We start from the raw sequence: 25365 nt of genomic DNA, 5'->3' as shown, positions 1-25365 counted from the left end.
AAAAAATCAAAACAGTTCAGGAGAAAAACGATGATTTCCATTCATATCTTGATTGCTATGCTGCTGATTTTAGGGGCAGTCCTTGTTCCTTTGGTTTATTTTAAAAAGACCAAGCACATTTCTTTATTAGTCTTTCTTTTAGGGGGAGTCGGCTTTTATCTTTCTAGTCAGGTTCTGGAAAATATTTTGCACCGTATCGTTTTACAGCCTCAAGCTGATGGGACTATCGCTTTGCGGACGGAAAATCCTTGGCTATATGTCCTTTATGGTATTGCTGCGGCAGCTATTTTTGAAGAAACAGCCCGCTGGGTCATCTTCTACTGGCTGCAAAAGAAGCGTCCACTGACCTTTAGGGATGGTGTGGCCTATGGCTTGGGTCATGGTGGTATTGAGGCTTTGTTTGTTGGTATTGTCAGTCTCTTAAACTTTTGGGTTATAGCTCAAGTAGTAAGTCAGGGGAATGCCCAGACGCTGGCTCAAATTCCCCAAGCAATTATTGACAATGTCCGTTCCATGAGCGCTGGCAGCATCTATCTTTTGGCTTTTGAACGGATCTTGGCTATTCTCATTCAAATCCTTCTGACCTTCTGGGTTTGGAAGGCGGTTAAGGAGAAGGCGCCAGTGTATTTTTTAGCCGCTCTGGGACTTCACGCCCTGATTGACTTAGCGCCTGCTCTGGCTCAGGTAGGCTTTCTTCCGCCACTGGCTGTTGAGGCTCTTCTTTTAGTAGAAGTAGTGGCACTAGTCTTTCTGACCAAGAAAATTTTGAAAGTTTACCTGAAAGAAAGGTTCAATCATGGGGATCAGTCAAACGCTTAAAGCCTTAGCTGACCCAGTTCGGAGGGGAATCCTGGAAATGCTCAAGCATGGTCCGAAGTCTGCAGGGGAAATTGCTCAAGCTTTTGAGCTGACTCCTGCGACGGTATCCTACCACCTCTCTCAGCTAAAGAAAGCCGGTCTACTCATAGAAGAAAAGCAGAAGAATTTTATATATTACAGCTTAGATGTCACTGTTTTTGAAGAAATTCTTGTCTGGTTTCAATCTCTTGGAGGAGGAAACGAAAATGAAAAAAAATAGTTTACAAGAATTAGGATGGGCGCTTGGACTCATGCTCCTGCCAGTTTTATATGCCATCTGGATCTATCAAAAATTACCAGAAAACCTAGCTATTCACCTTGACTTGTCTGGAAAAGGCGACTCCTTTTTACCTAAGTTTTTAGTAGTTTCGGCTTTTCCAATTGTCATGATGCTGCTAGAAGTTATGATTTATTGGTCTACTGTTGCTAAAGATATCTTAAATCCCACTTTTAAACACCTTATTCGCTGGATATTTCCTTTTACCTTTGTTTCGCTGTATCTAGCTACCATTTATCGGGGCTTAAATGAGAGTTTTGATGTGCGTAAAATAGCAACTATGCTAGTTGCTTTGGTTTTCATAATTGTAGGCAATTACTTGCCCAAAAAAGTACAAGCTGACAGAAATTCCATGAATAGAAAATGGGCACACCTCTTTGTTTTGTTAGGATTTCTTACTTTTATAGTCAGCATTTTCTATTTGTAAGCGGATTTATGCTATAATGGTATCAAGTATCAAATAAAAGGGTTATCATGATTACCAAGGAGCATTATCAATTTATCCGGCAGCACCCTGCCTTTGTCAATCTGCCAGTGGAGCTTTTCGATAAATTAGCAGTGGAGATTCAGTATCGCAAGATTCCAAAAGGGCAAATTATCTTTTTTGCAGGAGACCGGCGTGAGCGTCTTTTCCTCTTGTCTCAAGGCTATGTGCGGATTGAGCAGTATGATTCAACAGACACATTTTCTTATATGGATTATGTCAAGAAAAACAGTGTTTTCCCCTATGGAGGTATGTTTTTTGATGAACGCTATCATTACACTGCCAGCGCTGTCACCAATGTCGAATATTTCTCCATTCCTATTGATTTGTTTGAAGACTATTCAAAGAAGAGTGTGGATCAACTGTTGTTCATTACCAAGCGGCTATCGCAAATCTTGGAATTTCAGGAATTGAGATTGCGCAATGTCGTGGCGGCCAGTGCCAGTGAGCGTGTGGTTCAGTCCTTGTCTCTGCTCTGCATGGATCTGTGCAAGGATGGAGACAGCCTGCCCTTTCCTATCAGTATGAAAGAGCTGGCTAAGCTAGGAGCCACGACTCGGGAAACGGTCAATCAAGTTCTGAAAAAGCTCTTAGATGAAGGTAGGATTGAATACCAACATAAAAAATTAACTTTTAAAGAGAAAGAGTATTTTATGAAATACCTTGCTAGAAGCTAATCGGTTCTGATTAGCTTCTTTTTTGCTTAATAAATTCAAAATATTCTAATATTAACCGTGTACTAATTTTATTTTAAAAAATAAATATTCACAAAAATAATATAATGCGTAAAATATTCAAAGAAAACGCTTTATAGGAGAATATTATAAAAATAAAAATAGAAAAAAGCAAAGGATTTGGCATTTGCAATGTAGGTTTTTTCTTGAAAGCGGTAACATTAAATGCTAGAATAGTACATGTGAACGGGCTTAGGAAAACCTAAACCGCAAAGAAAAAGGAGGACAGTAGATGTCTACACATCCAATTCATGTTTTCTCAGAAATTGGGAAACTGAAAAAAGTTATGTTGCACCGTCCTGGCAAGGAGTTGGAAAACTTGCAGCCAGACTATTTGGAACGTCTTCTCTTTGATGATATTCCTTTCTTGGAAGATGCACAAAAAGAACATGACAACTTTGCTCAAGCGCTTCGCAATGAAGGAGTTGAGGTTCTCTATCTTGAGCAGTTGGCTGCTGAGTCACTGACTTCTCCAGAAATTCGTGGGCAATTCATCGAAGAATATCTGGAAGAAGCGAATATTCGCGGCCGTGAAACCAAGAAGGCTATTCGCGAACTGCTCCATGGTATCAAAGACAACCAAGAGTTGGTTGAAAAAACAATGGCAGGGGTTCAAAAAGTTGAATTACCAGAAATTCCTGAAGAAGCAAAAGGCTTGACGGACTTGGTAGAATCTGATTATCCATTCGCTATTGATCCAATGCCAAACCTTTACTTCACACGTGACCCATTTGCTACAATTGGTAATGCTGTATCGCTCAACCACATGTATGCAGATACTCGTAATCGTGAAACTCTTTATGGTAAATACATCTTCAAACATCACCCAGTATATGGTGGAAAAGTAGATTTGGTTTACAACCGTGAAGAAGATACACGTATCGAAGGTGGGGACGAACTGGTTCTTTCAAAAGATGTGCTGGCGGTTGGTATTTCACAACGTACAGACGCAGCTTCTATAGAAAAACTCTTGGTCAATATCTTCAAGAAAAATGTTGGCTTCAAGAAAGTTTTGGCTTTTGAATTTGCTAACAACCGTAAGTTCATGCACTTAGACACTGTCTTCACTATGGTTGACTATGACAAGTTTACGATTCACCCAGAAATTGAAGGCGATCTTCGCGTTTACTCTGTGACTTATGTTGATGACAAACTTAAGATTGTTGAAGAAAAAGGTGATTTGGCAGAAATCTTGGCAGAAAACCTTGGTGTGGAAAAAGTTCACCTGATTCGCTGTGGCGGTGGCAATATCGTAGCTGCTGCGCGTGAGCAGTGGAATGACGGTTCTAACACCTTGACTATCGCACCTGGTGTGGTAGTAGTGTATGATCGCAATACAGTTACTAACAAGATTTTGGAAGAATACGGCTTGCGTTTGATTAAGATCCGCGGAAGTGAATTGGTTCGCGGTCGTGGTGGACCACGCTGTATGTCTATGCCATTTGAACGTGAAGAAATTTAGGAATCCAGTATTTTACTGATACTCAAAGAATAGAAAGAGGAAATAATAGAATGACACATTCAGTATTCCAAGGACGTAGCTTCTTAGCAGAAAAAGACTTTAGCCGTGCTGAGTTAGAATACCTTATTGGTCTTTCAGCTCACTTGAAAGATTTGAAAAAACGCAATATTCAACACCACTATCTTGCTGGCAAGAATATCGCTCTCTTGTTTGAAAAAACATCTACTCGTACTCGGGCAGCTTTTACAACAGCAGCCATTGACCTGGGAGCACATCCAGAATACCTTGGTGCAAATGATATCCAGCTTGGTAAGAAAGAATCTACAGAAGATACTGCTAAAGTTTTGGGCCGTATGTTTGACGGGATTGAATTCCGCGGTTTCAGCCAACGCATGGTAGAAGAATTGGCAGAATTCTCAGGTGTTCCAGTATGGAATGGTCTGACAGACGAATGGCATCCAACTCAAATGTTGGCTGACTACTTGACTGTTCAAGAAAACTTTGGCCGTCTGGAAGGCTTGACATTGGTATACTGTGGTGATGGACGTAACAATGTTGCCAACAGCTTGCTGGTAACTGGAGCTATCCTTGGCGTCAATGTTCACATCTTCTCACCAAAAGAACTCTTCCCAGAAAAAGAAATCGTTGAATTGGCAGAAGGTTTTGCTAAAGAAAGCGGCGCTCGTGTGCTGATTACAGAAGATGCTGACGAAGCAGTTAAAGGTGCTGATGTTCTTTACACAGACGTTTGGGTATCTATGGGTGAAGAAGACAAGTTTGCAGAACGCGTTGCCCTCCTCAAACCTTACCAAGTAAACATGGATTTGGTGAAGAAGGCTGATAATGAAAACTTGATTTTCTTGCACTGCTTACCAGCATTCCACGATACAAATACTGTTTACGGTAAAGACGTCGCTGAAAAATTCGGCGTAGAAGAAATGGAAGTAACAGACGAAGTCTTCCGCAGCAAATATGCTCGTCATTTCGACCAAGCAGAAAACCGTATGCACACAATTAAAGCGGTTATGGCTGCAACTCTTGGAAACCTCTACATTCCAAAAGTATAATCTTACCTAAGAAACCGTCTACCAACAGCTATGAGGGCTGCGACTAATAGCTTTAGTCCGGCCCTCTTTTATATGATAAGAAAAGCTCATTTTCTTATTGAAAATTAAAAAATCTACTAAAATAAATTAGAAGCGCATTCATCGAAGCGCAATTAAGGAGAATTTAATGGGAAATCGTAAAATCGTTGTAGCCTTGGGAGGAAATGCTATCCTTTCATCTGACCCATCAGCGAATGCACAGCAGCAAGCCTTGGCGGAAACTGCAAAACACTTGGTAAAATTGATTAAAAACGGGGATGACCTTATCATTACCCATGGAAATGGTCCGCAAGTAGGGAACTTGCTGCTGCAACAGTTGGCAGCAGACTCTGAAAAGAATCCTGCCTTCCCACTAGACTCTCTTGTGGCTATGACAGAAGGCAGTATCGGCTTCTGGCTGCAGAATGCTTTGCAAAATGCTCTCTTGGATGAAGGTATTGAAAAGAATGTCGCTTCTGTTGTGACGCAAGTAGTGGTGGATAAGAACGATCCAGCCTTTGTCAACCTCAGCAAGCCAATCGGCCCTTTCTATTCAGAAGAAGAAGCCAAAGCGGAAGCTGAAAAGAGCGGAGCGACTTTCAAAGAGGATGCCGGCCGTGGTTGGCGAAAGGTTGTTGCTTCACCAAAACCAGTGGATATCAAGGAAATTGAAACGATCCGTACGCTTTTGAATCAAGGTCAAGTAGTAGTGGCTGCGGGCGGCGGCGGGATTCCTGTCGTCAAGGAAGACAATGGCCATCTTACTGGTATTGAAGCTGTTATTGACAAGGACTTTGCTTCTCAACGCTTAGCGGAGTTGGTTGATGCAGACCTCTTCATCGTCTTGACGGGTGTGGACTATGTCTTTGTTAACTACAACAAACCAGACCAAGCAAAATTGGAGCATGTGAATGTTGCTCAGTTGGAAGAATACATCAAGCAAGAACAATTTGCACCAGGCAGCATGCTTCCAAAAGTAGAAGCAGCTATCGCCTTTGTCAATGGCCGTCCAGAAGGTAAAGCAGTTATCACATCTCTGGAAAATCTTGGTGCTCTGATTGAGTCTGAGAGCGGCACGATTATTGAAAAAGGCTAGGCATAGAACTGATTGAAAGTCGATAGCAGCTGAACTCTGTCGCTGCTGCAAGTCTTTTCCTGAAAATCTTTGATTATTTTCAAAAACACTGGCTTTTTCAATGTTAATATGGTAAAATAAAAACAAAGTAAGCGTTTTCTTGTTTGCTCATACAGGGGAATGCAGGTTCGTAACCTCGTTAAAAAATTTTTAGGAGGGAATACAAATGAGTGAAAAAACAAAAAAAGGGTTTAAGATGCCTTCATCTTACACCGTATTGTTGATAATCATTGCCATTATGGCAGTTCTGACTTGGATTATCCCAGCAGGGGCTTTTGTAAAAGGTGTTTATCAGCCTCAGCCACAAAATCCACAAGGGATTTGGGATGTCCTGATGGCACCGATTCGTGCAATGCTGGGTACGCATCCAGAGGAAGGATCCTTGATCAAGGAAACTACTGCAGCGATAGATGTTGCCTTCTTCATCCTCATGGTCGGTGGTTTCCTTGGTGTTGTCAATGAAACTGGCGCTTTGGATGTGGGAATTGCCTCTATCGTTAAGAAGTACAAGGGTCGCGAAAAGATGCTGATTGTTGTCTTGATGCCTCTCTTTGCCCTCGGTGGTACTACCTATGGTATGGGTGAGGAAACCATGGCCTTCTATCCTCTTTTGGTGCCGGTGATGATGGCGGTTGGTTTTGACAGTCTGACCGGGGTGGCTATTATCCTGCTGGGTTCGCAAATCGGATGTTTGGCTTCCACGCTAAATCCATTTGCAACAGGTATTGCTTCAGCTACTGCTGGTGTTGGTACCGGTGAAGGGATTGCCCTCCGTCTCATCTTCTTGTTTGTCATGACAGCTCTCAGTACTTGGTTTGTTTATCGCTATGCGGATAAGATTCAAAAGGATCCGACCAAGTCACTGGTTTACAGTACTCGCGAAGAAGATTTGAAACACTTCAACGTTGAAACTTCTTCATCTGTTGAGTCAACACTGAGCAAAAAGCAAAGACTTGTCTTAGTATTGTTCATTTTGACATTTGTCCTTATGGTATTGAGTTTCATTCCTTGGACAGATCTTGGTATTACTATCTTTAAGGACGTCAATACCTGGCTGACAGGTCTTCCAGTACTCGGTAAGATTATTGGTTCATCTACTTCCGCACTGGGGACTTGGTACTTCCCAGAAGGAGCTATGCTCTTTGCTTTTATGGGAATCTTGATTGGCGCTGTTTACGGTCTCAAGGAAGACAAGATTATCTCAGCCTTTATGAACGGTGCAGCTGACCTGCTTAGCGTAGCCCTAATCGTAGCAATCGCCCGTGGTATCCAAGTTATCATGAATGATGGTATGATTACAGATACTATCCTCAACTGGGGCAAACAAGGACTCAGCGGTCTGTCATCACAAGTATTCATCGTCTTGACCTACATTTTCTACCTGCCAATGTCCTTCCTTATCCCATCATCATCTGGTCTGGCCAGTGCGACTATGGGAATCATGGCTCCTTTGGGAGAATTTGTCAATGTCAAGGCAAGCTTGATCATCACAGCTTACCAGTCTGCTTCAGGTGTGCTGAACCTGGTTGCTCCAACTTCTGGTATCGTTATGGGGGCTTTGGCACTCGGACGTATCAATATCGGAACTTGGTGGAAATTTATCGGCAAGCTGATTGTAGCTATCATTGCGATCAGTATTGGTCTCTTACTCCTAGGAACTTTCTTACCGTTCCTATAAGCTAGAAGCTGAGGTGATTCCATGAAAAATTTTATAACGGAAGAAGTTAAAGAAGATTTTCTTGAATCTTTGAAAACAATCGTTTCTTATCCTTCAGTACTGAAGGAAGGTCAAAATGGAACACCTTTTGGACAAGCTATCCAAGATGTCCTAGAAAAAACTTTAGAAATCTGTCGGGAGCTAGGTTTTAAAACCTACCTCGACCCTAAAGGTTATTACGGATATGCAGAAATCGGTCATGGAGCTCAGCTCCTGGCCGTTCTCTGTCATTTGGATGTTGTTCCATCAGGTGATGATTCGGACTGGCAGACGCCGCCTTTTGAAGCCACTGTCAAAGATGGCTGGATTTTTGGTCGTGGGGTGCAGGACGACAAGGGACCTTCCATGGCCGCTCTTTATGCTGTAAAAGCATTGCTGGACAGTGGAGTGGAATTTAAAAAGCGGGTTCGCTTTATCTTTGGTACAGATGAGGAGACGCTTTGGCGCTGTATGGGTAGGTATAACCAGCTAGAAGAGCAGGCTGCACTTGGCTTTGCACCTGACTCTTCCTTCCCTTTGACCTATGCTGAGAAGGGGCTTCTGCAGCTTAAGCTGGAAGGACCAGGCTCTGATACTTTAGAGCTCGAAGCTGGTCAAGCTTTTAATGTTGTTCCTGCCAAGGCTTCCTATTCAGGTGACTTACTGGAGTCAGTCGTTGCTGGCTTGGAAGGTTTAGGCTATGAATATGAGCGAACGGCAGAAGAAGTAACGGTTATCGGCTTGCCCAAGCACGCTAAGGATGCCGCTCAAGGAGTCAATGCTATTATTCGCCTAGCCAAGGTCTTGCAGCCCCTGGATTCGCATCCAGCTCTTGCCTTTCTGGCTCAGGCGGTTGGTGAAGATGTGACAGGCAGCCATCTCTTCGGGCCTGTGTCTGATGAACCGACAGGCTTTCTTTCCTTTAATGTTGCCGGTCTGACGTTAACCTCTGACCGCTCTGAGATTCGGATTGACATGCGGATTCCGGTCTTGGCAGACAAGGATAAGCTGGTTGAAAAGCTGGCAGAGATAGCCAGTCAATACGAGCTGACCTATCAGGAGTTTGATTATTTGGCTCCGCTCTATGTACCTTTGAACAGCGAGTTGGTCAGCACCCTGATGGCAATTTATCAGGACAAAACAGGAGACAACAGTCCAGCTATGTCTTCTGGCGGAGCGACCTTTGCTCGTACTATGCCTAACTGTGTTGCCTTCGGCGCTCTCTTTCCGGGAGCTAATCAGACAGAGCATCAGGTCAATGAACGATTGCGCTTAGATGATCTATATCGGGCCATGGATATTTACGCGGAAGCCGTTTATCGTTTGGCTACAACACCTTAAATGCTGACTTTTTGAAACTATCTTCGGTAATGCATTGCTCTAGTCAAATATGGCTTTCTGATTTGCTAATGGGTTTCATTGAGGAAAAATCGTAAATAAAAAAAGCTGAGGCAATGTTGTCTCAGCTTTTATTTACTAAAGAAGAATGGTGGGGTGAATTCCTTGAGCTTCTCAAAGCAGTCAAGGGCCCCTTGATCATCCTCGCAGATAATCAGACAGACATCATCACCACAGACAGTAGCAACAATCTGCGGCAGCTCTAAGGCGTCTAAGATTGCACCGAAAGACTGTGCCAACCCAGGCAGGGTTTTCATGACGACTTGATTTTGAACTGGTCGCAGCATGACTAAAGCATCCTCCATATAGAAACGGAGGCGTTTTTCCCAACGGGATGGTGCGATGCTGTTGATGATATAGTAGGAAGTATCGTTTTCACTAACCTTGACCAGATTGAGTGCTTTCATATCTCGTGAAAGAGTGGACTGGGTTACAATAACGCCATTTGCTTCCAAATGCTCCTGGAGTTCTTGCTGGGTATGGATTTTTTTCTCCATGATTAAGGAGCGGATGAGGCGGTGTCTGCTTTCAATTTTATTCATAAATTTTCACCTATAGTTATTTGATAAACATGGCATCACCAAAGCTGAAGAAGCGATAGCGCTCAGCAATAGCATGCTCATAAGCTTCAAGTGTTAAGGAACGTCCGGCAAAGGCAGAGACTAACATGACCAGAGTTGACTTGGGCAGGTGGAAGTTGGTTGAAAAAGCATCAACGATCTTCCAATCGTATCCCGGCTTGATAAAAATATTGGTCCAGCCAGAGTCAGCCTGAATCTGACCCTGAAATTTACTACCAATTGTCTCCAAGGTGCGGATAGATGTTGTTCCGACTGCAATGACACGATCGCCATTAGCCTTAACCTGACGGAGTGTCTGGGCAGCTTCCTCGGACAGACTGTAAAACTCAGAGTGCATCTCGTGATCATCTAAGCTGTCTACAGAAACCGGTCGGAAAGTTCCCAGTCCGACATGAAGGGTGAGATAGACCAGCTTGACTCCCTTGGCTGCAATCTGCTCCAATAGCTCTTCTGTGAAATGAAGTCCAGCAGTTGGCGCAGCAGCAGAGCCGTTTTCTTTAGCATAGACAGTCTGGTAGCGTTCGCGGTCTGCCAGTTTTTCGTGGATATAAGGCGGAAGCGGCATTTCTCCCAAACTTTCCAAGACTTCTAGGAAAATTCCTTCGTAGCCAAAGCGTACGATTCGACCACCATGGTCAAGCTCCTCTACCACAGTAGCCGTTAAGCGGCCATCGCCAAAGGAAATTTGAGAACCTACTCTGAGGCGCTTGGCTGGCTTGGCTAGCACTTCCCAGTCATCTCCTTGAGTATTTTTCAGCAGCAGCAGCTCGACATGGCCCCCTGTCTCAGGCTTGATACCATAAAGGCGGGCAGGCAGGACACGCGTATTATTCATCACTAGGGCATCGCCGGGCTGGAGCTGATCAATAATCTGGTCAAAGTGCTGGTCGGAGAAGGCTCCCGTTTCTTTATCAACCACTAGCAAGCGGGAAGCATCCCTTTTCTCTAAAGGCGTCTGTGCAATCAGCTCTTCGGGCAAGTCAAAATCAAAATCAGCGGTATTCATCGTATCTCCTTATATTGTTTTCATCAGCCAGAGTAGATAGGCAGCGAGTAGGAAGGGACTAGCTGTAAGCAAGCCGCCCAAAATCAAACTTACAATCTGCCAGCTTGGTTGTTTTTTCATGAGGAAACTCAAGCTGCAGAGTAAGACTCCGACTAAAAATAAAATCAATAAAACAATCAGTAAAAACATGTCTCTATTATAACACGATTTGCTGCAAAAGGAAGCGAGCATGACTAAAAAGTATGTCTATTTTGCAGACTTTTTCTTGACAAAAATTGGTCTATACCATATAATAGAATTAAGAAAAGAAGTGGAGGTAGAAAATGAAAATTATTCAAGTGGAAAACCAAGTAGAAGGTGGAAAAGTAGCTCTCGAACTGCTCAAAGAAAAGCTAGCTCAGGGAGCAAAAACGTTGGGATTAGCTACAGGCAGCAGCCCAGAAGGATTTTACAAGCAGATCGTTGAGAGCGACCTTGATTTTTCAGAGATGTACAGTGTCAATCTGGATGAATATGTCGGTTTGCAGGAGGACGATCCTCAGTCTTATCGCTATTTCATGAATCAGCACCTCTTTAACCAAAAGCCTTTTAAGGAAAGCTTCCTGCCCAATGGCGCAGCGAAAGATTTAGAAGCAGAAGTGACGCGCTACAATCAGCTTCTTACAGAGCATCCAGCTGATTTGCAGATTTTGGGAATCGGTACGAATGGCCATATCGGCTTTAATGAGCCGGGAACCAGTTTTGACAGTCAGACTCACTTAGTGGATTTGACACCGTCCACCATTCAGTCCAATGCTCGATTCTTCGACAAGATGGAAGATGTTCCGACTCAGGCCATTTCCATGGGGATTGGCAACATTCTCAATGCTAAGTCCATCATTCTCTTTGCTTACGGTTCAGCTAAGGCCAAGGCTATAGCAGGGACTGTTGAGGGTGAGGTGACGGAGGAGCTGCCTGGCAGTGCTCTCCAGAAGCATCCAGATGTTGTGATTATCGCTGATAAGGAAGCGCTTAGCTTGTTACATCACTAAGATTTTAATGCTATTGCTATAAAACTGGTTTTGCCAGATAAAAGTCTCTTAATTTCCTATCTATTTTTTAGGTAGGATTTTTAGATTTATGGTTAACTTTGCGTAAAATATGATATACTAGATAGGTATAATTGTTCTTTGGAGGATCCTGTGAAGAAAAAGCTTTTGTTATTGGGAATTGCGTTCCTGACCTCTTTAGCGCCACTAGCTGCTAGGGCTGATGAATTGGTGGATATGGCTAAAAAGATGTATCCGCATGATAATGTTCAGGCGATTAATCGTCCCAAGTCTTCTCTCGTTATTGACGGCAGTACAGGTGATGTTGTCTGGGAGGATAATGTTGATGAGGTGCGTGACCCAGCTAGTATGAGTAAGCTCATGACGCTTTACTTGGTCTTTGAAGCGATTAAGGAAGGAAAAATCAGCGAAAAGACGGTCATTACAGCTACACCTCAGGATCAGGCTACCGCTAATATTTATGAAATTTCTAATAATAAAATTGTCGCTGGTGTGGATTATACCGTATCTGAGCTGATTACCATGACAATCGTGCCTTCATCCAATGCGACAACCGTTATGCTGGCCAATTATTTATCTGACAATGATCCAGATGCTTTCTTGGATCGGATGAATGCCAAGGCTCAAGAGCTGGGCATGACGAATACCAAGTGGTTCAATGCCAGCGGTGCAGCGGCGGTTTCTTTTAAGGGCTATTATAATCCTCAAAACTACGATAATTATGCCAGCAATCAGACAACAGCCCGTGATTTGGCGATTCTGGCTTACAATTTTGTCAATCACCATCCTGAGATTCTAAACTATACTAATAAAGCCAAGGTTACGGTTAAAGCTGGAACTCCTTACGAGGAGACCTTTGAAACCTATAATTACTCCCTGCCGGGTGCTAAATACGCACTCAAGGGCGTAGATGGTATGAAGACGGGCTCTAGTCCTAACGGTGCTTTCAACTATATCGCGACCATTAAGCGTGGCGATCAGCGCATGATTGCTGTGATTATGGGAGTCGGTGACTGGTCTGACCAAGACGGTGAGTATTATCGCCATCCTTTTGGTAATGCTTTGATTGAGAAGGCTTATGCGGATTATGAGTACAAAAAACTCTTATCCAAGGGTGAGCAGGAGATTGATGGACAGAAGTATAAGCTGCCTGAGGATTTCTACGCTACTGTTAAAAAGGGAACCGAGCCTAAAGTCAAGGTTGAAAACAATGTTCTCAAGGCTGAAAATGGCTTGAAGACCTTGTCTAGCAAGATCTCTGATGAAATGAAAGTCGAGAAAGTTGAGAATCCAGTTGCTCAAGCCATTGAAAATGTGACTGGCAGCAAGTCGGAAAGCAAGCCTTGGTATGGTGTGTTCTTCAGCGATAAGATGTTAATTATGCTGCCTGTTGGCATCCTGCTAATCATTCTGTACTTTGAATACCGCAGTCGTCAAAAGCGTAAGGCTGCAAAGCAGGAACGTCGTAGAAATACAGATGTTGAATAAAGGGAATGTCCTCTGTCACATACGAACGGAATGACTTTCCAAGCTAAAACTCAGTTCTTTTGCTGAGTTTTCTTTCTGTCTTAAGGAGATTTTCATGCAAAAAAAGTTTCATAACAGCTATCTGGCTCATTTTTTACTCTTTAATTTTTTCTTCTTAGCCTACTCTCTTTTTTCGACTCTGATATCAGTCTATATGCAGGACTTAGGATATTCAAATGCTCAAGTATCGATGGTAGTGTCAGCTTCCTTCTTTGCTTCCATGTTGGCTCAGCCGATTTTTGGAGTTCTCAGCGATGCTTTGGGAATTAAAAAGATCTTCCTTTTTAGCTTTCTAGCTATGATGGTTGGGGCTGTATTTTTCATGAAAGCGACTCAGTTTTGGCAGTTACTGGTCTGGTATAGCCTAGTTCTCATGTTGGTTAACGGGGTCAATCCAGTCATGGATGTTCTTGCGGCTCAAAGTCCTTATACTTATGGCAAGATTCGGATTTGGGGAACCATTGGCTATGCCTTAGGCTCTCAGTTGGCAGGATTGATCTATCAAAGAGTCGCACCGCAGGCCATTTTCCCAGTATTTATTGGCATGATGCTTATCAGCAGCATAGGACTTTTGGGAATCCAGCCCAAGCACGACCGAGCAGCCCTAGAAAGCAGGAATACCCGCAAGCAGACAGGTCTGGGGAAGCTCTTGACCAACAAAACCTATCTCTTTTACCTGCTTTTGGTCGCCCTTTACTCTGGAGTGGGGAATACTGGTCATACCTATATCCCTGCCATGCTACAGCATAGTGGCTTAGAGGTGGATATGGCTTCGACTGTTGTTGCCCTATCAGTTCTGGTTGAAGCGCCTGTTATCTTTTATTCCTATCTTTTTATGGACAAGATTTCGATGAAGAAGCTTCTTTATATCTGTTTGGGAACCATCTTTCTCCAGTACAGCGTTTATGCCTTGGACCTAGGTTTGATTTCGAAAATCGGGATGACTCTTTTTTCCAAGCACGTGACGGGCATGGTTTTGATTATGGTGACCCTAAAAATCGTAGCTAGCTTGGTCGATGAAAAATACCTGGTTACTGCCATTGCTTTGGTCCAGACAGCCCGCAGTCTAGGAACCATTCTCATTCAAAATCTTGCGGGTCACTTTTTGGACAGTTGGGGCTACGAAGGAATGAACCTCTTTCTAGCAGCTATTATCTGCTTAGTCTGTCTCCTGGCCCTCTTTCTAAAATTGCCAAAACGAAAAGGAAACCAATTATTTGGATAATGAAAAACGAGTCGGAGAGATGCTCTCTTGACTCGTTTTTTGATGGTGTAGATCTTTTCTCTTTTCTTTTGCGAATATTTTAGTAAATGAGAGAAATTTTAGAGGGGGCTAGAATATGTTTGTGGCGAGAAATCATAAGGGGCTTTTGTGTAATGCTCTGGAGGAGAAGATTGAGAAGGGGGCTGATTTCGTCTGCCCGGCTTGTTCAGGGGCAGTCCGTTTTAAAAAAGGGAAGGTTATGCAGCCGCATTTTGCGCATGTTTCGTTAGAGCAGTGCCACTTTTACAAGGAAAATGAGAGCGCTGAGCACCTGAACCTTAAGGCGGAGCTTTTTCGCTGGGCAGTCCAGACAGAAGAAGTTGAGGTGGAGGCTTTTTTGCCTGCTCTGCAGCAGATTGCTGATTTGCTGGTTGATAAAAAACTGGCTCTTGAAGTCCAGTGCAGTCCCCTAAGTATAGAACGGCTGCAGGAACGGACGATTTCTTACCGCCAGCATGGTTATCAGGTTCTCTGGCTTTTGGGGCGAAAACTTTGGCTCAAGGATTCCCTAACTCGCCTGCAGAAGGATTTTCTCTATTTTAGTAAAAATATGGGCTTTCATCTTTGGGAGCTGGATCAAGAAAAGCAAGTTCTGCGTCTCAAATACCTGATTCACGAAGATCTGCATGGAAAAGTCCAGCACAAGACCAAGAACTTTCCCTTTGGTCACGGCCGGTTTTTGGATATTTTGCGTTTGCCCTTTCAAAAGCAGGAGATAAACAGCTTTCTGGCCCAGCAAGATCCGCACATCTGCAATTATATCCGTCGTCAGCTTTATTACCAGCAGCCTAGATGGATGAGGCTGCAGGCCCAGCTCTACCAGAATGGCGATAATCTATTGACTAAGACTGCAGAGGATTTTTATCCGCAGGTTCGGCCAATACAAGCTACCTCCTTCAGTCAGATAACTACTGACCTGACTGGCTATTACCAGCAGTTTGAGAACTATTATGCCAATCTCCAGCAAAAAAATCTGCAAATTGTTTATTCACCGGCTTTTTATGAGATGATAAGAGAAAAATGCTAAGTATCGTTAGTTTCTCATTGATGAAGCCATAAATTTTTAGCTATCCTTTCAGTTTTAGAATATTTGAGAATCCTGTATAATATAATAAAGTAATAAGTTAGATAGTTAAAAATTCTAAATCGTGCTAATTCAGCTAGCTTTAGAAAATATGAGAAGTGAAATGTGCTATCATGAAGAAAATAGTTATTATTTTTCTGAGTATCATTATGCTCAGTTCAGCTATGTTTTTAGGAGGATGCAGCATGCTAAATAGTCGGTCAGAAAAAGAAGAAATGATTCAGATTGCGGAGAGTAAAAAGATGAAGAGTGTAATTGAAATTTTTTTAAAAAAATTAGATCCCAAAGCTTTGACACCAGAAGGAAAGATTAAATCCTATGAAATTCAAAAGTATAAGTTAGAATATAATCCAATGGGAGGGATAATGATTCAAATGTTTATTAACGGAGATAAGAATTTAAGTTTAAGTGTAACAGTAGTGGAAGATTCAACAACTGGTAATTATGAAATTGCTACAAATTCAAGAAGTCGGAAACTTAGTGACCTATTGGCGAAATAGAATACATAGGCTCCGTTTCCCAAATTTACGACAATATTAAGGGTGAGAGAGAATGAGTTTTTGTCTTTACAACTCTTTATACGTAGCGTAGTCCTTGAAACTTTTAAAAAATAGTATAACAATGATAATATAAAACATTGATTCAAATCCAGTTTCCCATTTTCGTTAGGACATCAGTTTGAGCAAAGAAGAGAAACGAAAGGAGCCATTATGAAGAAAATTTTTGTCACTTTTCTGAGTATCATAACGATTAGTTCGGCTATGTTTTTAGGAGGGTGCAGTATGCCAAGCAGTCGGTCGAAAAAAGAAGAAATGATTCAGATTGCAGAAAGTAAAAAGATGAAGAGTGTTATTGAGGAAGGGCTGAAAAAGATTGATCCTCAAGCCTTAACACCTGAAGGGAAAATTAAAAGTTATGAAATTGATAAGAAGTCACTAACTCAGAACCCAATGGGAGGATTAATGTTTGATTTAATCATTAATGGTGACGAAGAAGTAACACTAGGATATGTCATTGGAGAGGACGAAAATGGGAAATTTCACAGAGATGGGACTGTGTGGTCACCGAAGCTTACAAAACTAATGGATGAAGAAAATGTAAATGGCAATGAAGAATAAGGTTTTTCTAGATAACTTCCTAACAATGATTGCGCTATTATGTTCTTTGGAAAAATAGTATAATAATTAATATAAAAAATTAATCTAAATTCGCCTTCTCGTTTTTGTTAAGGAATCGGTTTTATCAAAGATGAGAAGCGAAAGGAGTCATTATGAAGAAAATTTTTGTCATTTTTCTGAGTATCATCACGGCCAGTTCAGGCATTATTTTAGGAGGCTGCAGTATGCCAAGCAGTCGGTCGGAAAAAGAAGAAATGATCCAGATTGCGGAAAGTACAAAAATGAAGAAGGCGATTGAGAAAGAGTTGAGAGAACTGGATCCTAAAGCTCTGACAGCAGAAGGGAAAATTAAATCTTATGAAATTCAAAAGGATAAGTTGGAGTACAATCCTATGGGAGGAATGTTGGTTTATGTGGTTCTCAATAATGACCATGAGTTAAATATGAGTATGACGGTATTTAGAAGAAAAGACGGGTGAATATAGAATAGCGAGTTATTTTGCATCTGATAAACTTGACAAACTTGTTGGAGGTGTATAAATGGATGGCTGCTTAAATCCTATTGATAGTACGGGATATAAGGATCGACAGCATGTCAATATTTCATTTTTTGAATTTGATGGGAACATGCATATTGGAGGGCTGGAATAGTTGAAGATGTTGCTTACATCGGCACTATCTCCCAAGTTTACGAAACGTACACGTCAATGAAGAATAAGGTTTTTCTTTCACAACTTTCTAACAATAATTGTGCTATCATTTTCTTCTGAAAAAACAATGATAATATAAAACATGAATCCAAATCCATTTTCCCATTTTTGATAAAGCATCAGATTTAGCAAAGATGAGGAACGAAAGGAGCTGTCATGAAGAAATTTTTTGTCATTTTTCTGAGTATCATCACGATTAGTTCATCTATGCTTCTAGGAAGCTGCAGCTTGCTAAATAATCGGTCAGAAAAAGAAGAAATGCTTCAGATTGCGAAGGGGAAGAAAGCGCAGAGAGCAATAGAAGAATTACTGAGACAGGAAGATTCTAAAGCTTTGACTGAGGAGGGGATTATAAAAGAATATTCAATTAACAAAGATGAATTAGAATATAATCCTATGGGGGGATTAATCATTGAACTTATAATCAATGATGACCCAGAATTAACTATTAAAACAACATTGATGGAAGAGTCTGATGGGAAGCTAGAACATACAGGATATGTAATCTCTGGTGAGCTTGCAAAGAAGTTGAGGGGAGAATGACATGACATATAATAAAGCATTTTATATTTATGAATCTCCGATGATTCCGCTTTCATATTCTCGATAAAAATAGTATAATAATCAATATAAAACATTAATCTAAATCTAGTTTCCCATTTTTGCTAAGGATCCAGCTTTAGCAAAGATGAGAAGTGAAAGGAGCTATCATGAAGAAAATAGTTATTATTTTTCTGAGTATCATCACGCTCAGTTCAGCTATGTTTTTAGGAGGTTGCAGTATGCTAAACAGTCGGTCAGAAAAAGAAGAAATTCTTCAGATTTCAGAAAGTAAAAAGATGAAGAAAGCCTTGGAAAATTTTCTCAAAGGTTTAGATCCTAAAGCTTTGACACCAGAAGGAAAGATTAAATCCTATGAAATTCAAAAGGATAAGTTAGATTATAATCCTATGGGTGGACTAAATGTTTATATAATTATTAATGGGAATGAAGTTTTGAATATTGATATGACTGTTCAAGAAGAAGATACTGGAGAATATGAAGTTGTATCATATGGTATTCCACAAGAATTGAGTGAGTTATTAGGAGAGAATTAACATGGCTAATAATGCAGAGTACAATGATAAGCAGAATGTTGCAGCAGCTTTGGTAGAGTATCGTGAATTAGAATTTGGGAAAAATTATTCAATAGCTGGTAAGAATGGATATATTGGTAATCTTTCTCAGGTATACGACAATGTAAATGGCCATGAAGAGCAAGTTTTTGTATTTACAAATAATGGTAAAGGACCTGAGCAATCTCCGGTCCCTTACTCCGCTTCGGATGCTGAGCGTGCTCAGGTGCAGGATGTGACAGTCATGATGCAGGGCTCTCAGACCAAGACGCACACTCCTAAGTTAATCCACGATACTGTTACGGATTGGCTGCCTACAGACTTTGTGACGGCATCTCACCGTCTGGGACCTGTAGGTGCAGTAGAATATGCTACCCCTTTTGTTTATCGTCATTCAAAAAATATTATTACTCAAAAAAGCCGAGAAGAACTAGATAAGGCAGATCGAGACGTAAGTAATAAGATAGGAAATGTAGTCGGAATCTTTAATAAAGATGCTGGTCAAGCTGTGAAGCAGAGCCTTAATTCTCTCAATAAAAATCCCTTTAATGAGCTGAGGAAGAATGTTATATCAAATCTTGCAGGTGTTTCTGGCGGAACTTTCACGACAGGAATTGCTGCACCGAATATTTTGGTAGCTGCTAGTTATCTCAAAAAGACACAAGAGTTTCCTCCGGCTCAGTTTAAGGATGCGGCTAAGCATCTTAAGGAAACCATTCGTAAGTACCCTAATGCCAAGATTGATCTTTACGGACACTCTTTGGGTTCTATGGATATCCAGTATGCTCTATCCACCCTGACAGAGGAGGAGATGCGCCATATTGGCACAGTCCATATCTACAATGGCCCTAATATCTATCCTCTCTTGCCCAAGGAACAGCAGGCACGACTGGATAGCGCTAAGTATAAGATCTTTAATCATATCGACCATAAGGATATCGTCAGCTTAGGCTACAGCTTATCTGGCAGTGAAAATGCTGCTGGTATTGTACATCATATTGCGACTGTCGAAAAGGAAATAGGTGCTCAGCATATGATGGAGGGCTATATCTACGATAAAAATAAAAATTTTGTGCTTATGGATGGGACAGGAAAGACGACTATCAAGGATACCATCAAAGCCAATATGATTCCTTACCAGAATATGAAGAAGTATCTGTTTAAGGGTGGATTTAGCAGTAATGAAAAGATTTATCTGGACAGTGTTCAAGCCCAGGCAACTGTTCAAAATTTAGTAAATGTAACCAAACTAGGCTATGACACGTTGCAGCAGGCTAGAGATCAGGTTGTTAGCGAAGCGGAAAAGCTAGCAGAGCAGTTGGGAAAGGTTCCTCAGGGCTTCAGTCTTAGTCCAGATGAGGTGACTGCAGCCTATCAGGCTGGAGGTGCAGATTATCAATCATTGGTCGGATCTTTACAAGAGCACTTTGAAAGTCGATTGTCTAAATTTCAGATGCTTCTAACTATCTTTGAAGTTTTGCAAGGTCAGATTGAAGCTGGAATTGAGCAGCTGCTGGCTAAAGATCAGACATTAGCAGGAGATTTTGAGCAATGGAACCAAATCAATCGATGAAGCAGGATATAGCTAAAAAAGAAAAAGAGTTGGAGGAGCTTTACTCAGAACTTCAGCGGGAACGCTTGAAGATTGATAAAGAACGAGATGTCATCCTATCTAAGAAAAAAGCTTTTTCCGTCATGCTACAAGAAGAGTATGAAATGGCGACTGCTATTTTACGGAAACAAGAAAGGGACACTAGTATCGAATGGCAAGCTCTAAATCAGTATATAGAATCCTATGATATGTTGGCGGAAGAGGCTAGCAGCGAGGAACTGAAAAATCTTGATCTAAAAGATGAGAAAGTTTTGGAAACATTCTCTAAGCAGAGACGCCGTTTAGAATGGGAAATTGAAGATAGCTATTCTCATCTTCGTGATTCTAAATAAATCTGCTGTTTAGAGCAGAGGAAAGGAAAAAGCCTATGTTTATATCAGAAATAGCTTCAACACCAGTAAAAAGTTACTTTTCACCATCTAAAACATCTGATTTGGCAGAAATTAGAAAAGCAATAGAAAAGCAAATTATAACGAATGTTCTAGCTCCTCTTTTGTTAGCTCAAAAAAGCAGCCTTCAAAGCAATTATGATACTCTTTTTACCGATGTCGCAAAGACTGTTCAAGAGAGCGTGAAAGTAGCTGCAGATCAGATAGATAGCTCGATGAAAGGGCAATTTTCTAAAAAAGTTGTAAGCGTTATAGACAACAGCGGTACGAAATTTGAAGAAATTTAGCAATGAACTCTTTGGAATCTAATTTTTCTTTGGTCAGGAATTAGGTTCAAAGAGTTTTTTTTATTAATTAAGTCTGTCTGCCTAGCTACTATGTGATTTTGGTACTTGAGTTTTATAAAAAGTAGAATTTTGTGATAGAATAGGGGAGTCGGAGGATTTTTTTATGGCAAAACAAAGAAATGAAATTGAAGAAAAATATACTTGGGATTTGAGTACTATTTTCCCAACAGATGAAGCCTTTGAAGCGGAGTTAGCGCAGGTTTCAGAAGAAGTGAAGAAAGCAGCTAGTCTAGCTGGACATTTGTTGGATTCAGCGGACAGTCTCTTAACAACGACTGAAATCCAGCTGGACTTGATGCGTCGTATTGAAAAGCTTTATTCTTATGCTCATATGAAGAATGACCAGGATACACGTGTGGCTAAGTACCAAGAGTATCAGGCTAAAGGCATGACTCTATATAGCAACTTTGGTCAAAGCTTTGCTTTCTATGAGCCAGAATTTATGGCGATTACAGAAGAGCAGTACCAAGCTTTCTTGGCTGAGCAGCAAGCCTTGCAGCAGTATCAGCATTATTTTGACAAGCTTTTGAAAAAGAAAGCCCACATCCTGACACAACGTGAAGAGGAGCTATTGGCCGGTGCTGGTGAAATTTTTGGTGCAGCGGGCGAAACCTTTGCTATCTTGGATAATGCAGATATCGTCTTTCCGATGGTGCATGACGAAGATGGAAATGAAGTTCAGCTCAGCCACGGTAACTATATCACCTTGGTCGAGTCTAAGAACCGAGAGGTCCGTAAGGAAGCTTATGAAGCACTTTATAGCGTATACGAGCAGTATCAGCATACCTACGCTAAGACTCTGCAGACCAATGTCAAGGTTCACAATTACAATGCGAAAGTCCGCAAGTTTTCATCTGCCCGCGAAGCGGCCTTGTCAGCGGACTTCATTCCAGAAAGTGTTTATGACAGCCTAGTTTCAGCTGTCAATAAGCATTTGCCTCTTTTGCAGCGTTATATCGCTTTGCGAGCGAAGATTTTAGGAATTTCTGATTTGAAGATGTATGATATGTACACTCCTTTGTCAGAGACAGACTATAAATTCACTTATGAGGAAGCCTTGGCTAAGTCTGAGGAAGTTTTGGCTATTCTGGGTGAGGATTATTTGAGCCGAGTGAAGACAGCTTTTTCAGAGCGATGGATTGATGTTCATGAAAATCAAGGCAAGCGCTCAGGGGCATACTCTGGCGGTTCTTATGACACCAACGCCTTTATGTTGCTCAACTGGCAGGACACGCTGGATAATCTCTTTACCTTGGTGCACGAGACAGGCCACAGTATGCACTCCAGCTACACCCGTGAGACCCAGCCTTATGTCTATGGAGACTATTCTATCTTCCTAGCTGAGATTGCTTCGACGACTAATGAAAACATCCTGACAGAGAAGCTCTTGGAAGAAGTAGAAGACGATGCTACCCGCTTTGCTATTCTCAACCACTTTTTGGACGGCTTTAGAGGTACGGTCTTCCGTCAAACCCAGTTTGCTGAGTTTGAGCACGCTATCCACAAGGCTGACCAAGAAGGGCAAGTTTTGACCAGCGAGTTTCTCAATGAGCTCTATGCTGACTTGAACGAGAAATACTATGGACTGAAAAAAGAAGATAATCCACAGATTCAGTACGAATGGGCTCGGATTCCTCATTTCTACTATGATTACTATGTTTTCCAATATTCGACAGGATTTTCAGCGGCTTCTGCCTTGGCTGAAAAGATTGTCCATGGCAGTCAGGAAGACAAGGATAAGTATCTGGACTATCTCAAAGCTGGGAACTCTGACTACCCACTCAATGTCATCAAAAAAGCAGGTGTGGATATGGAGAAAGAAGACTACCTAAATGCTGCTTTTGCTGTTTTTGAGCGTCGTCTGGATGAATTCGAAGCCTTGGTAGAAAAGTTGGGACTGGCATAAGATGGTTGAGACTTATAATCAAAACTCTAATCCCAATATGCGCCGGCCAGTGGTCAAAGAAGAGATTGTGGACTTTATGAGACAGCGTCTCCAGCCGGTCACTGGTGGCCTCAAGGAATTGGAGGATTTTGCCAGAGCTGAAAATGTACCTGTGATTCCCCATGAGACAGTGGCTTACTTCCGCCTGCTACTCGAAAGCCTGCAGCCTGAGAAGATTTTAGAAATCGGGACGGCTATTGGATTTTCGGCCCTTTTGATGGCAGAACATGCTCCTCAGGCCCAGATTACGACTATTGATCGCAATCCAGAGATGATTGAGCTGGCCAAGGCTAATTTTGCTAAGCATGACAGCCGTCAGCAGATCGCCCTGCTGGAAGGTGACGCAATGGATTTGCTTGAGACACTGGAGGATTCCTACGACCTTGTCTTTATGGACTCTGCCAAGTCCAAGTATGTGGTCTTTCTGCCTCAGGTCCTCAAGCGCCTCAATCCTGGTGGTCTGGTCCTCATTGATGATGTCTTCCAAGGCGGCGATGTTGCCAAGCCTTTTGAGGAAATTAAGCGTGGCCAGCGAGCTATTTACCGAGGATTGCACAGCCTATTTGATGCAACTTTGGACAGTCCAGATTTAACTTCCAGTCTGCTTCCCTTAGGAGATGGTCTGCTTATGATTAGAAAAAAATGACATCTCTGATTTTTTCCTAATTTCCAAAAATTTTTAGTAAAATTTAAGATATCAATTCAAATTTGTGCTACAATAGAAAACGTGAACTTTTAAGAATAAGGAGTCAATATAAAATGAAGAAAAAAATATTTGCAGGAGCTGTGACACTCTTGTCAGTCGCAGTATTAGCAGCATGTTCTAACTCAGAAGGCAAGGACATCGTGACCATGAAAGGAAACACGATTACTGTCAATGAATTTTACGATCAAGTGAAAAACAATGGTGCAGCTCAGCAGGTCTTGCTGCAGATGGCTATCAAAGACATCTTTGAAGAAAAATACGGCAAAGATGTCAAAGACAAGGATGTTAAAGATGCTTTCGAAAAGTCTAAAACGGCTTACGGTACAGCTTTTGCCCAAGTCTTGGCTCAAAACGGATTGACCGAAGATGCCTACAAGGAGCAAATCCGCACCAATATGCTGGTAGAGCATGCTGTTAAGAAGGCTGCTGAAAAAGAGCTGACTGACGAAAACTACAAGGCTGCCTTTGAAAACTACACGCCAGAAGTAACAGCTCAAATCATCAAGGTTGACAGCGAAGACAAAGGTAAGGAAGTTCTTGAAAAAGCTAAAGCTGAAGGAGCAGACTTCAGTCAAATCGCTAAAGAGAACTCTACCGATGCTGCCACTAAGGAAAAAGGCGGAGAAATCAAGTTTGACTCTGGCTCTACTGATGTTCCAGATGCTGTCAAAAAAGCTGCCTTTGCTTTGGAAGAAAATGGCGTTTCAGACCTTGTGACTGTGCCAGATTCACAGTACTCAGCAAGCTACTATATTGTTAAGCTGGTCAAGAAGTCAGAGAAATCTTCTAACTGGAAAGACTACAAAGACAAGCTGAAAAAGATTATCATTGCGCAAAAAGAAAAAGATACTAGCTTCATCCAAAGCGTTGTGGCGAAAGAGCTGAAAGATGCCAACATCAAGGTTAAGGATAGTGCATTCCAATCTGTCTTTGCTCAGTATATCGAAACGACAGGCTCTTCAACTTCTTCATCAAGTGCTGCCAGCAGCTCAAAGACTTCTGAGTCTAGCTCAGCAGCTGAAAGCAGTTCAACAGAAGCTTCATCCTCAGCCGCAGAATAAGGTTGACGAAAAGAGAATAAGCAAGTATAATAAGACTGGTGAGAATTGATTTTTCAAGTTCTTAGTTCAGAGAATTGGCGGTGCTGCGAGCCATCTGAGACGGAGAATCATGCTACTCATCTAGCAAAATAGAATACGAAATGAGAATGACAAGTTCATTGAATGAAGGTGGTACCGCGGTTTTTCGCCCTTCGGACAAGGAACTTGTCTTTTATGTTGACTGTGGAGGTAATATAATGAAAACCTATCTTGTCAAACAGAAATTTCGCTTAGGCGGCGAACGCTTTGATATCAAGGACGATCGCGGAAATGTGGATTACCAAGTGGAAGGCTCTTTCTTCCAGATTCCTAAGACCTTTACTATCTATGATAGTCAAGGACAAATCGTCAGTCAGATTACCAAGACCCTTATAACCCTCCTGCCCCAGTTTGAGATCAAACTCAGCAGTGGGCATAGCTTTTATATCCGTAAGAAATTCTCTTTTTTGCGTGATAAATATAAATTTGATAATTTGGGTCTTCGAGTTGAAGGGAATATCTGGGATTTAAACTTTCGTCTACTGGATGACGGCAATCAAGTCGTTGCAGAGATTACCAAGGAGCTCTTCCATCTAACCTCTACTTATCAGGTGAATGTCTATGATGAGACTTATTCAGATTTGGTGGTTTCCCTCTGTGTCGCTATTGATTATGTCGAAATGCTGGAAAGTTCGTCGTCATAA

Annotated in this window: 27 protein-coding genes and 1 pseudogene; 25 read left to right on the top strand and 3 right to left on the bottom strand. The window is 41.8% G+C overall.

Annotated elements, in window-relative coordinates:
• Positions 1 to 30 precede the first annotated feature (30 nt).
• The 9 genes from FOC72_RS06700 to FOC72_RS06660 all read left to right on the top strand — a co-directional run bounded on the left by FOC72_RS06700 (position 31) and on the right by FOC72_RS06660 (position 9072).
• On the top strand, positions 31 to 819 hold the full coding sequence (locus tag FOC72_RS06700) for a YhfC family intramembrane metalloprotease (RefSeq protein WP_032914215.1): 789 nt from the start codon (positions 31 to 33) through the stop codon (positions 817 to 819).
• Positions 797 to 1078 (top strand): autorepressor SdpR family transcription factor, encoded by a 282-nt coding sequence (locus FOC72_RS06695; RefSeq protein ID WP_002896078.1) that lies wholly within the window; start codon positions 797 to 799, stop codon positions 1076 to 1078. Before FOC72_RS06700 ends, FOC72_RS06695 begins: the two co-directional genes overlap by 23 nt.
• Positions 1065 to 1562, top strand: a complete 498-nt coding sequence (locus tag FOC72_RS06690) for a DUF1648 domain-containing protein (protein ID WP_002896077.1) — start codon at positions 1065 to 1067, stop codon at positions 1560 to 1562. Before FOC72_RS06695 ends, FOC72_RS06690 begins: the two co-directional genes overlap by 14 nt.
• Before the next feature lie 47 nt (positions 1563 to 1609).
• On the top strand, positions 1610 to 2296 hold the full coding sequence (locus FOC72_RS06685) for a Crp/Fnr family transcriptional regulator (RefSeq protein ID WP_002896076.1): 687 nt from the start codon (positions 1610 to 1612) through the stop codon (positions 2294 to 2296).
• Positions 2297 to 2585: 289 nt separating this feature from the next.
• Positions 2586 to 3815 carry an arginine deiminase gene (arcA, locus tag FOC72_RS06680; protein WP_002896075.1) on the top strand — a complete coding sequence of 410 codons (1230 nt, stop codon included), beginning with the start codon at positions 2586 to 2588 and terminating at the stop codon, positions 3813 to 3815.
• 50 nt (positions 3816 to 3865) lie between these two features.
• Positions 3866 to 4882, top strand: coding sequence for an ornithine carbamoyltransferase (argF, locus tag FOC72_RS06675; RefSeq protein WP_002896073.1), 1017 nt, complete (start codon positions 3866 to 3868; stop codon positions 4880 to 4882).
• 166 nt (positions 4883 to 5048) lie between these two features.
• Positions 5049 to 5996 carry a carbamate kinase gene (gene arcC / locus FOC72_RS06670; RefSeq protein WP_002896072.1) on the top strand — a complete coding sequence of 316 codons (948 nt, stop codon included), beginning with the start codon at positions 5049 to 5051 and terminating at the stop codon, positions 5994 to 5996.
• Between the two features lie 205 nt (positions 5997 to 6201).
• Positions 6202 to 7713 carry a YfcC family protein gene (locus tag FOC72_RS06665; protein WP_002896071.1) on the top strand — a complete coding sequence of 504 codons (1512 nt, stop codon included), beginning with the start codon at positions 6202 to 6204 and terminating at the stop codon, positions 7711 to 7713.
• 21 nt (positions 7714 to 7734) lie between these two features.
• A complete protein-coding gene (locus FOC72_RS06660) occupies positions 7735 to 9072 on the top strand; it encodes a dipeptidase (protein WP_002896070.1) in 1338 nt (445 codons plus the stop codon).
• Between the two features lie 128 nt (positions 9073 to 9200).
• Here FOC72_RS06660 and FOC72_RS06655 read toward each other — a convergent pair whose 3' ends face one another.
• From FOC72_RS06655 to FOC72_RS06645, 3 genes are read right to left on the bottom strand one after another with little or no spacing between them, the layout of a single operon-like run.
• Positions 9201 to 9671, bottom strand: a complete 471-nt coding sequence (locus FOC72_RS06655) for an arginine repressor (protein ID WP_002896068.1) — start codon at positions 9669 to 9671, stop codon at positions 9201 to 9203.
• Positions 9672 to 9687: 16 nt separating this feature from the next.
• Positions 9688 to 10716 (bottom strand): tRNA preQ1(34) S-adenosylmethionine ribosyltransferase-isomerase QueA, encoded by a 1029-nt coding sequence (queA, locus tag FOC72_RS06650; RefSeq protein ID WP_002896066.1) that lies wholly within the window; start codon positions 10714 to 10716, stop codon positions 9688 to 9690.
• A 9-nt stretch (positions 10717 to 10725) separates the two neighbouring features.
• Positions 10726 to 10905 (bottom strand): hypothetical protein, encoded by a 180-nt coding sequence (locus FOC72_RS06645; RefSeq protein ID WP_002896065.1) that lies wholly within the window; start codon positions 10903 to 10905, stop codon positions 10726 to 10728.
• A gap of 134 nt (positions 10906 to 11039) precedes the next feature.
• Between FOC72_RS06645 and nagB the strand changes: the two genes are divergently transcribed.
• The 16 genes and pseudogenes from nagB to FOC72_RS06565 all read left to right on the top strand — a co-directional run bounded on the left by nagB (position 11040) and on the right by FOC72_RS06565 (position 25365).
• On the top strand, positions 11040 to 11747 hold the full coding sequence (gene nagB, locus FOC72_RS06640) for a glucosamine-6-phosphate deaminase (RefSeq protein ID WP_002896064.1): 708 nt from the start codon (positions 11040 to 11042) through the stop codon (positions 11745 to 11747).
• Between the two features lie 150 nt (positions 11748 to 11897).
• Positions 11898 to 13253: a DUF1958 domain-containing protein gene (locus FOC72_RS06635; protein ID WP_080555505.1), complete on the top strand. Its 1356-nt coding sequence runs from the start codon at positions 11898 to 11900 to the stop codon at positions 13251 to 13253.
• Positions 13254 to 13347: 94 nt separating this feature from the next.
• On the top strand, positions 13348 to 14517 hold the full coding sequence (locus FOC72_RS06630; protein WP_002896061.1) for an MFS transporter: 1170 nt from the start codon (positions 13348 to 13350) through the stop codon (positions 14515 to 14517).
• A 115-nt stretch (positions 14518 to 14632) separates the two neighbouring features.
• Entirely contained in the window at positions 14633 to 15583 is a 951-nt protein-coding gene (locus FOC72_RS06625) for a competence protein CoiA (RefSeq protein ID WP_002896060.1), read from the top strand.
• Between the two features lie 170 nt (positions 15584 to 15753).
• The gene (locus tag FOC72_RS06620; RefSeq protein ID WP_002902666.1) at positions 15754 to 16140 is read left to right on the top strand and encodes a DUF1310 family protein; all 387 of its coding nucleotides are present in this window, start codon (positions 15754 to 15756) and stop codon (positions 16138 to 16140) included.
• A gap of 210 nt (positions 16141 to 16350) precedes the next feature.
• Positions 16351 to 16758, top strand: coding sequence for a DUF1310 family protein (locus tag FOC72_RS06615; protein ID WP_002896057.1), 408 nt, complete (start codon positions 16351 to 16353; stop codon positions 16756 to 16758).
• 152 nt (positions 16759 to 16910) lie between these two features.
• A pseudogene (locus tag FOC72_RS06610) lies at positions 16911 to 17298 on the top strand (DUF1310 family protein).
• 326 nt (positions 17299 to 17624) lie between these two features.
• On the top strand, positions 17625 to 18011 hold the full coding sequence (locus FOC72_RS06605) for a DUF1310 family protein (protein WP_002896055.1): 387 nt from the start codon (positions 17625 to 17627) through the stop codon (positions 18009 to 18011).
• 167 nt (positions 18012 to 18178) lie between these two features.
• Positions 18179 to 18565 (top strand): DUF1310 family protein, encoded by a 387-nt coding sequence (locus FOC72_RS06600; protein WP_032914211.1) that lies wholly within the window; start codon positions 18179 to 18181, stop codon positions 18563 to 18565.
• A 1-nt stretch (position 18566) separates the two neighbouring features.
• The gene (locus FOC72_RS06595) at positions 18567 to 20156 is read left to right on the top strand and encodes a hypothetical protein (protein WP_002896052.1); all 1590 of its coding nucleotides are present in this window, start codon (positions 18567 to 18569) and stop codon (positions 20154 to 20156) included.
• The gene (locus tag FOC72_RS06590) at positions 20153 to 20527 is read left to right on the top strand and encodes a hypothetical protein (protein ID WP_002896050.1); all 375 of its coding nucleotides are present in this window, start codon (positions 20153 to 20155) and stop codon (positions 20525 to 20527) included. Before FOC72_RS06595 ends, FOC72_RS06590 begins: the two co-directional genes overlap by 4 nt.
• Before the next feature lie 35 nt (positions 20528 to 20562).
• Entirely contained in the window at positions 20563 to 20871 is a 309-nt protein-coding gene (locus FOC72_RS06585; RefSeq protein WP_002896048.1) for a hypothetical protein, read from the top strand.
• Positions 20872 to 21034: 163 nt separating this feature from the next.
• Positions 21035 to 22837 (top strand): oligoendopeptidase F, encoded by a 1803-nt coding sequence (gene pepF, locus FOC72_RS06580; RefSeq protein WP_002896043.1) that lies wholly within the window; start codon positions 21035 to 21037, stop codon positions 22835 to 22837.
• A gap of 1 nt (position 22838) precedes the next feature.
• A complete protein-coding gene (locus tag FOC72_RS06575; RefSeq protein WP_002896041.1) occupies positions 22839 to 23522 on the top strand; it encodes an O-methyltransferase in 684 nt (227 codons plus the stop codon).
• 113 nt (positions 23523 to 23635) lie between these two features.
• Complete coding sequence (gene prsA, locus FOC72_RS06570; RefSeq protein WP_002896039.1) at positions 23636 to 24643, top strand: peptidylprolyl isomerase PrsA; 1008 nt, start codon at positions 23636 to 23638, stop codon at positions 24641 to 24643.
• 140 nt (positions 24644 to 24783) lie between these two features.
• A complete protein-coding gene (locus FOC72_RS06565) occupies positions 24784 to 25365 on the top strand; it encodes an LURP-one-related/scramblase family protein (protein WP_002896038.1) in 582 nt (193 codons plus the stop codon).

The sequence above is a fragment of the Streptococcus sanguinis genome (assembly GCF_013343115.1).
Taxonomy (GTDB): Bacteria; Bacillota; Bacilli; order Lactobacillales; family Streptococcaceae; genus Streptococcus; species Streptococcus sanguinis_H.
Note: the sequence above shows the minus strand (reverse complement) of the source record. Positions and strands in the feature narration are given on the sequence as shown.

What these genes read in the sequence shown, in the direction of transcription:
- FOC72_RS06700 (WP_032914215.1), top strand. Translation starts at nt 31, where the DNA reads ATGATTTCCATTCATATCTTGATTGCTATGCTGCTGATTTTAGGGGCA.
- FOC72_RS06695 (WP_002896078.1), top strand. Translation starts at nt 797, where the DNA reads ATGGGGATCAGTCAAACGCTTAAAGCCTTAGCTGACCCAGTTCGGAGG.
- FOC72_RS06690 (WP_002896077.1), top strand. Translation starts at nt 1,065, where the DNA reads ATGAAAAAAAATAGTTTACAAGAATTAGGATGGGCGCTTGGACTCATG.
- FOC72_RS06685 (WP_002896076.1), top strand. Translation starts at nt 1,610, where the DNA reads ATGATTACCAAGGAGCATTATCAATTTATCCGGCAGCACCCTGCCTTT.
- arcA (WP_002896075.1), top strand. Translation starts at nt 2,586, where the DNA reads ATGTCTACACATCCAATTCATGTTTTCTCAGAAATTGGGAAACTGAAA.
- argF (WP_002896073.1), top strand. Translation starts at nt 3,866, where the DNA reads ATGACACATTCAGTATTCCAAGGACGTAGCTTCTTAGCAGAAAAAGAC.
- arcC (WP_002896072.1), top strand. Translation starts at nt 5,049, where the DNA reads ATGGGAAATCGTAAAATCGTTGTAGCCTTGGGAGGAAATGCTATCCTT.
- FOC72_RS06665 (WP_002896071.1), top strand. Translation starts at nt 6,202, where the DNA reads ATGAGTGAAAAAACAAAAAAAGGGTTTAAGATGCCTTCATCTTACACC.
- FOC72_RS06660 (WP_002896070.1), top strand. Translation starts at nt 7,735, where the DNA reads ATGAAAAATTTTATAACGGAAGAAGTTAAAGAAGATTTTCTTGAATCT.
- FOC72_RS06655 (WP_002896068.1), bottom strand. Translation starts at nt 9,671, where the DNA reads ATGAATAAAATTGAAAGCAGACACCGCCTCATCCGCTCCTTAATCATG.
- queA (WP_002896066.1), bottom strand. Translation starts at nt 10,716, where the DNA reads ATGAATACCGCTGATTTTGATTTTGACTTGCCCGAAGAGCTGATTGCA.
- FOC72_RS06645 (WP_002896065.1), bottom strand. Translation starts at nt 10,905, where the DNA reads ATGTTTTTACTGATTGTTTTATTGATTTTATTTTTAGTCGGAGTCTTA.
- nagB (WP_002896064.1), top strand. Translation starts at nt 11,040, where the DNA reads ATGAAAATTATTCAAGTGGAAAACCAAGTAGAAGGTGGAAAAGTAGCT.
- FOC72_RS06630 (WP_002896061.1), top strand. Translation starts at nt 13,348, where the DNA reads ATGCAAAAAAAGTTTCATAACAGCTATCTGGCTCATTTTTTACTCTTT.
- FOC72_RS06625 (WP_002896060.1), top strand. Translation starts at nt 14,633, where the DNA reads ATGTTTGTGGCGAGAAATCATAAGGGGCTTTTGTGTAATGCTCTGGAG.
- FOC72_RS06620 (WP_002902666.1), top strand. Translation starts at nt 15,754, where the DNA reads ATGAAGAAAATAGTTATTATTTTTCTGAGTATCATTATGCTCAGTTCA.
- FOC72_RS06615 (WP_002896057.1), top strand. Translation starts at nt 16,351, where the DNA reads ATGAAGAAAATTTTTGTCACTTTTCTGAGTATCATAACGATTAGTTCG.
- FOC72_RS06605 (WP_002896055.1), top strand. Translation starts at nt 17,625, where the DNA reads ATGAAGAAATTTTTTGTCATTTTTCTGAGTATCATCACGATTAGTTCA.
- FOC72_RS06600 (WP_032914211.1), top strand. Translation starts at nt 18,179, where the DNA reads ATGAAGAAAATAGTTATTATTTTTCTGAGTATCATCACGCTCAGTTCA.
- FOC72_RS06595 (WP_002896052.1), top strand. Translation starts at nt 18,567, where the DNA reads ATGGCTAATAATGCAGAGTACAATGATAAGCAGAATGTTGCAGCAGCT.
- FOC72_RS06590 (WP_002896050.1), top strand. Translation starts at nt 20,153, where the DNA reads ATGAAGCAGGATATAGCTAAAAAAGAAAAAGAGTTGGAGGAGCTTTAC.
- FOC72_RS06585 (WP_002896048.1), top strand. Translation starts at nt 20,563, where the DNA reads ATGTTTATATCAGAAATAGCTTCAACACCAGTAAAAAGTTACTTTTCA.
- pepF (WP_002896043.1), top strand. Translation starts at nt 21,035, where the DNA reads ATGGCAAAACAAAGAAATGAAATTGAAGAAAAATATACTTGGGATTTG.
- FOC72_RS06575 (WP_002896041.1), top strand. Translation starts at nt 22,839, where the DNA reads ATGGTTGAGACTTATAATCAAAACTCTAATCCCAATATGCGCCGGCCA.
- prsA (WP_002896039.1), top strand. Translation starts at nt 23,636, where the DNA reads ATGAAGAAAAAAATATTTGCAGGAGCTGTGACACTCTTGTCAGTCGCA.
- FOC72_RS06565 (WP_002896038.1), top strand. Translation starts at nt 24,784, where the DNA reads ATGAGAATGACAAGTTCATTGAATGAAGGTGGTACCGCGGTTTTTCGC.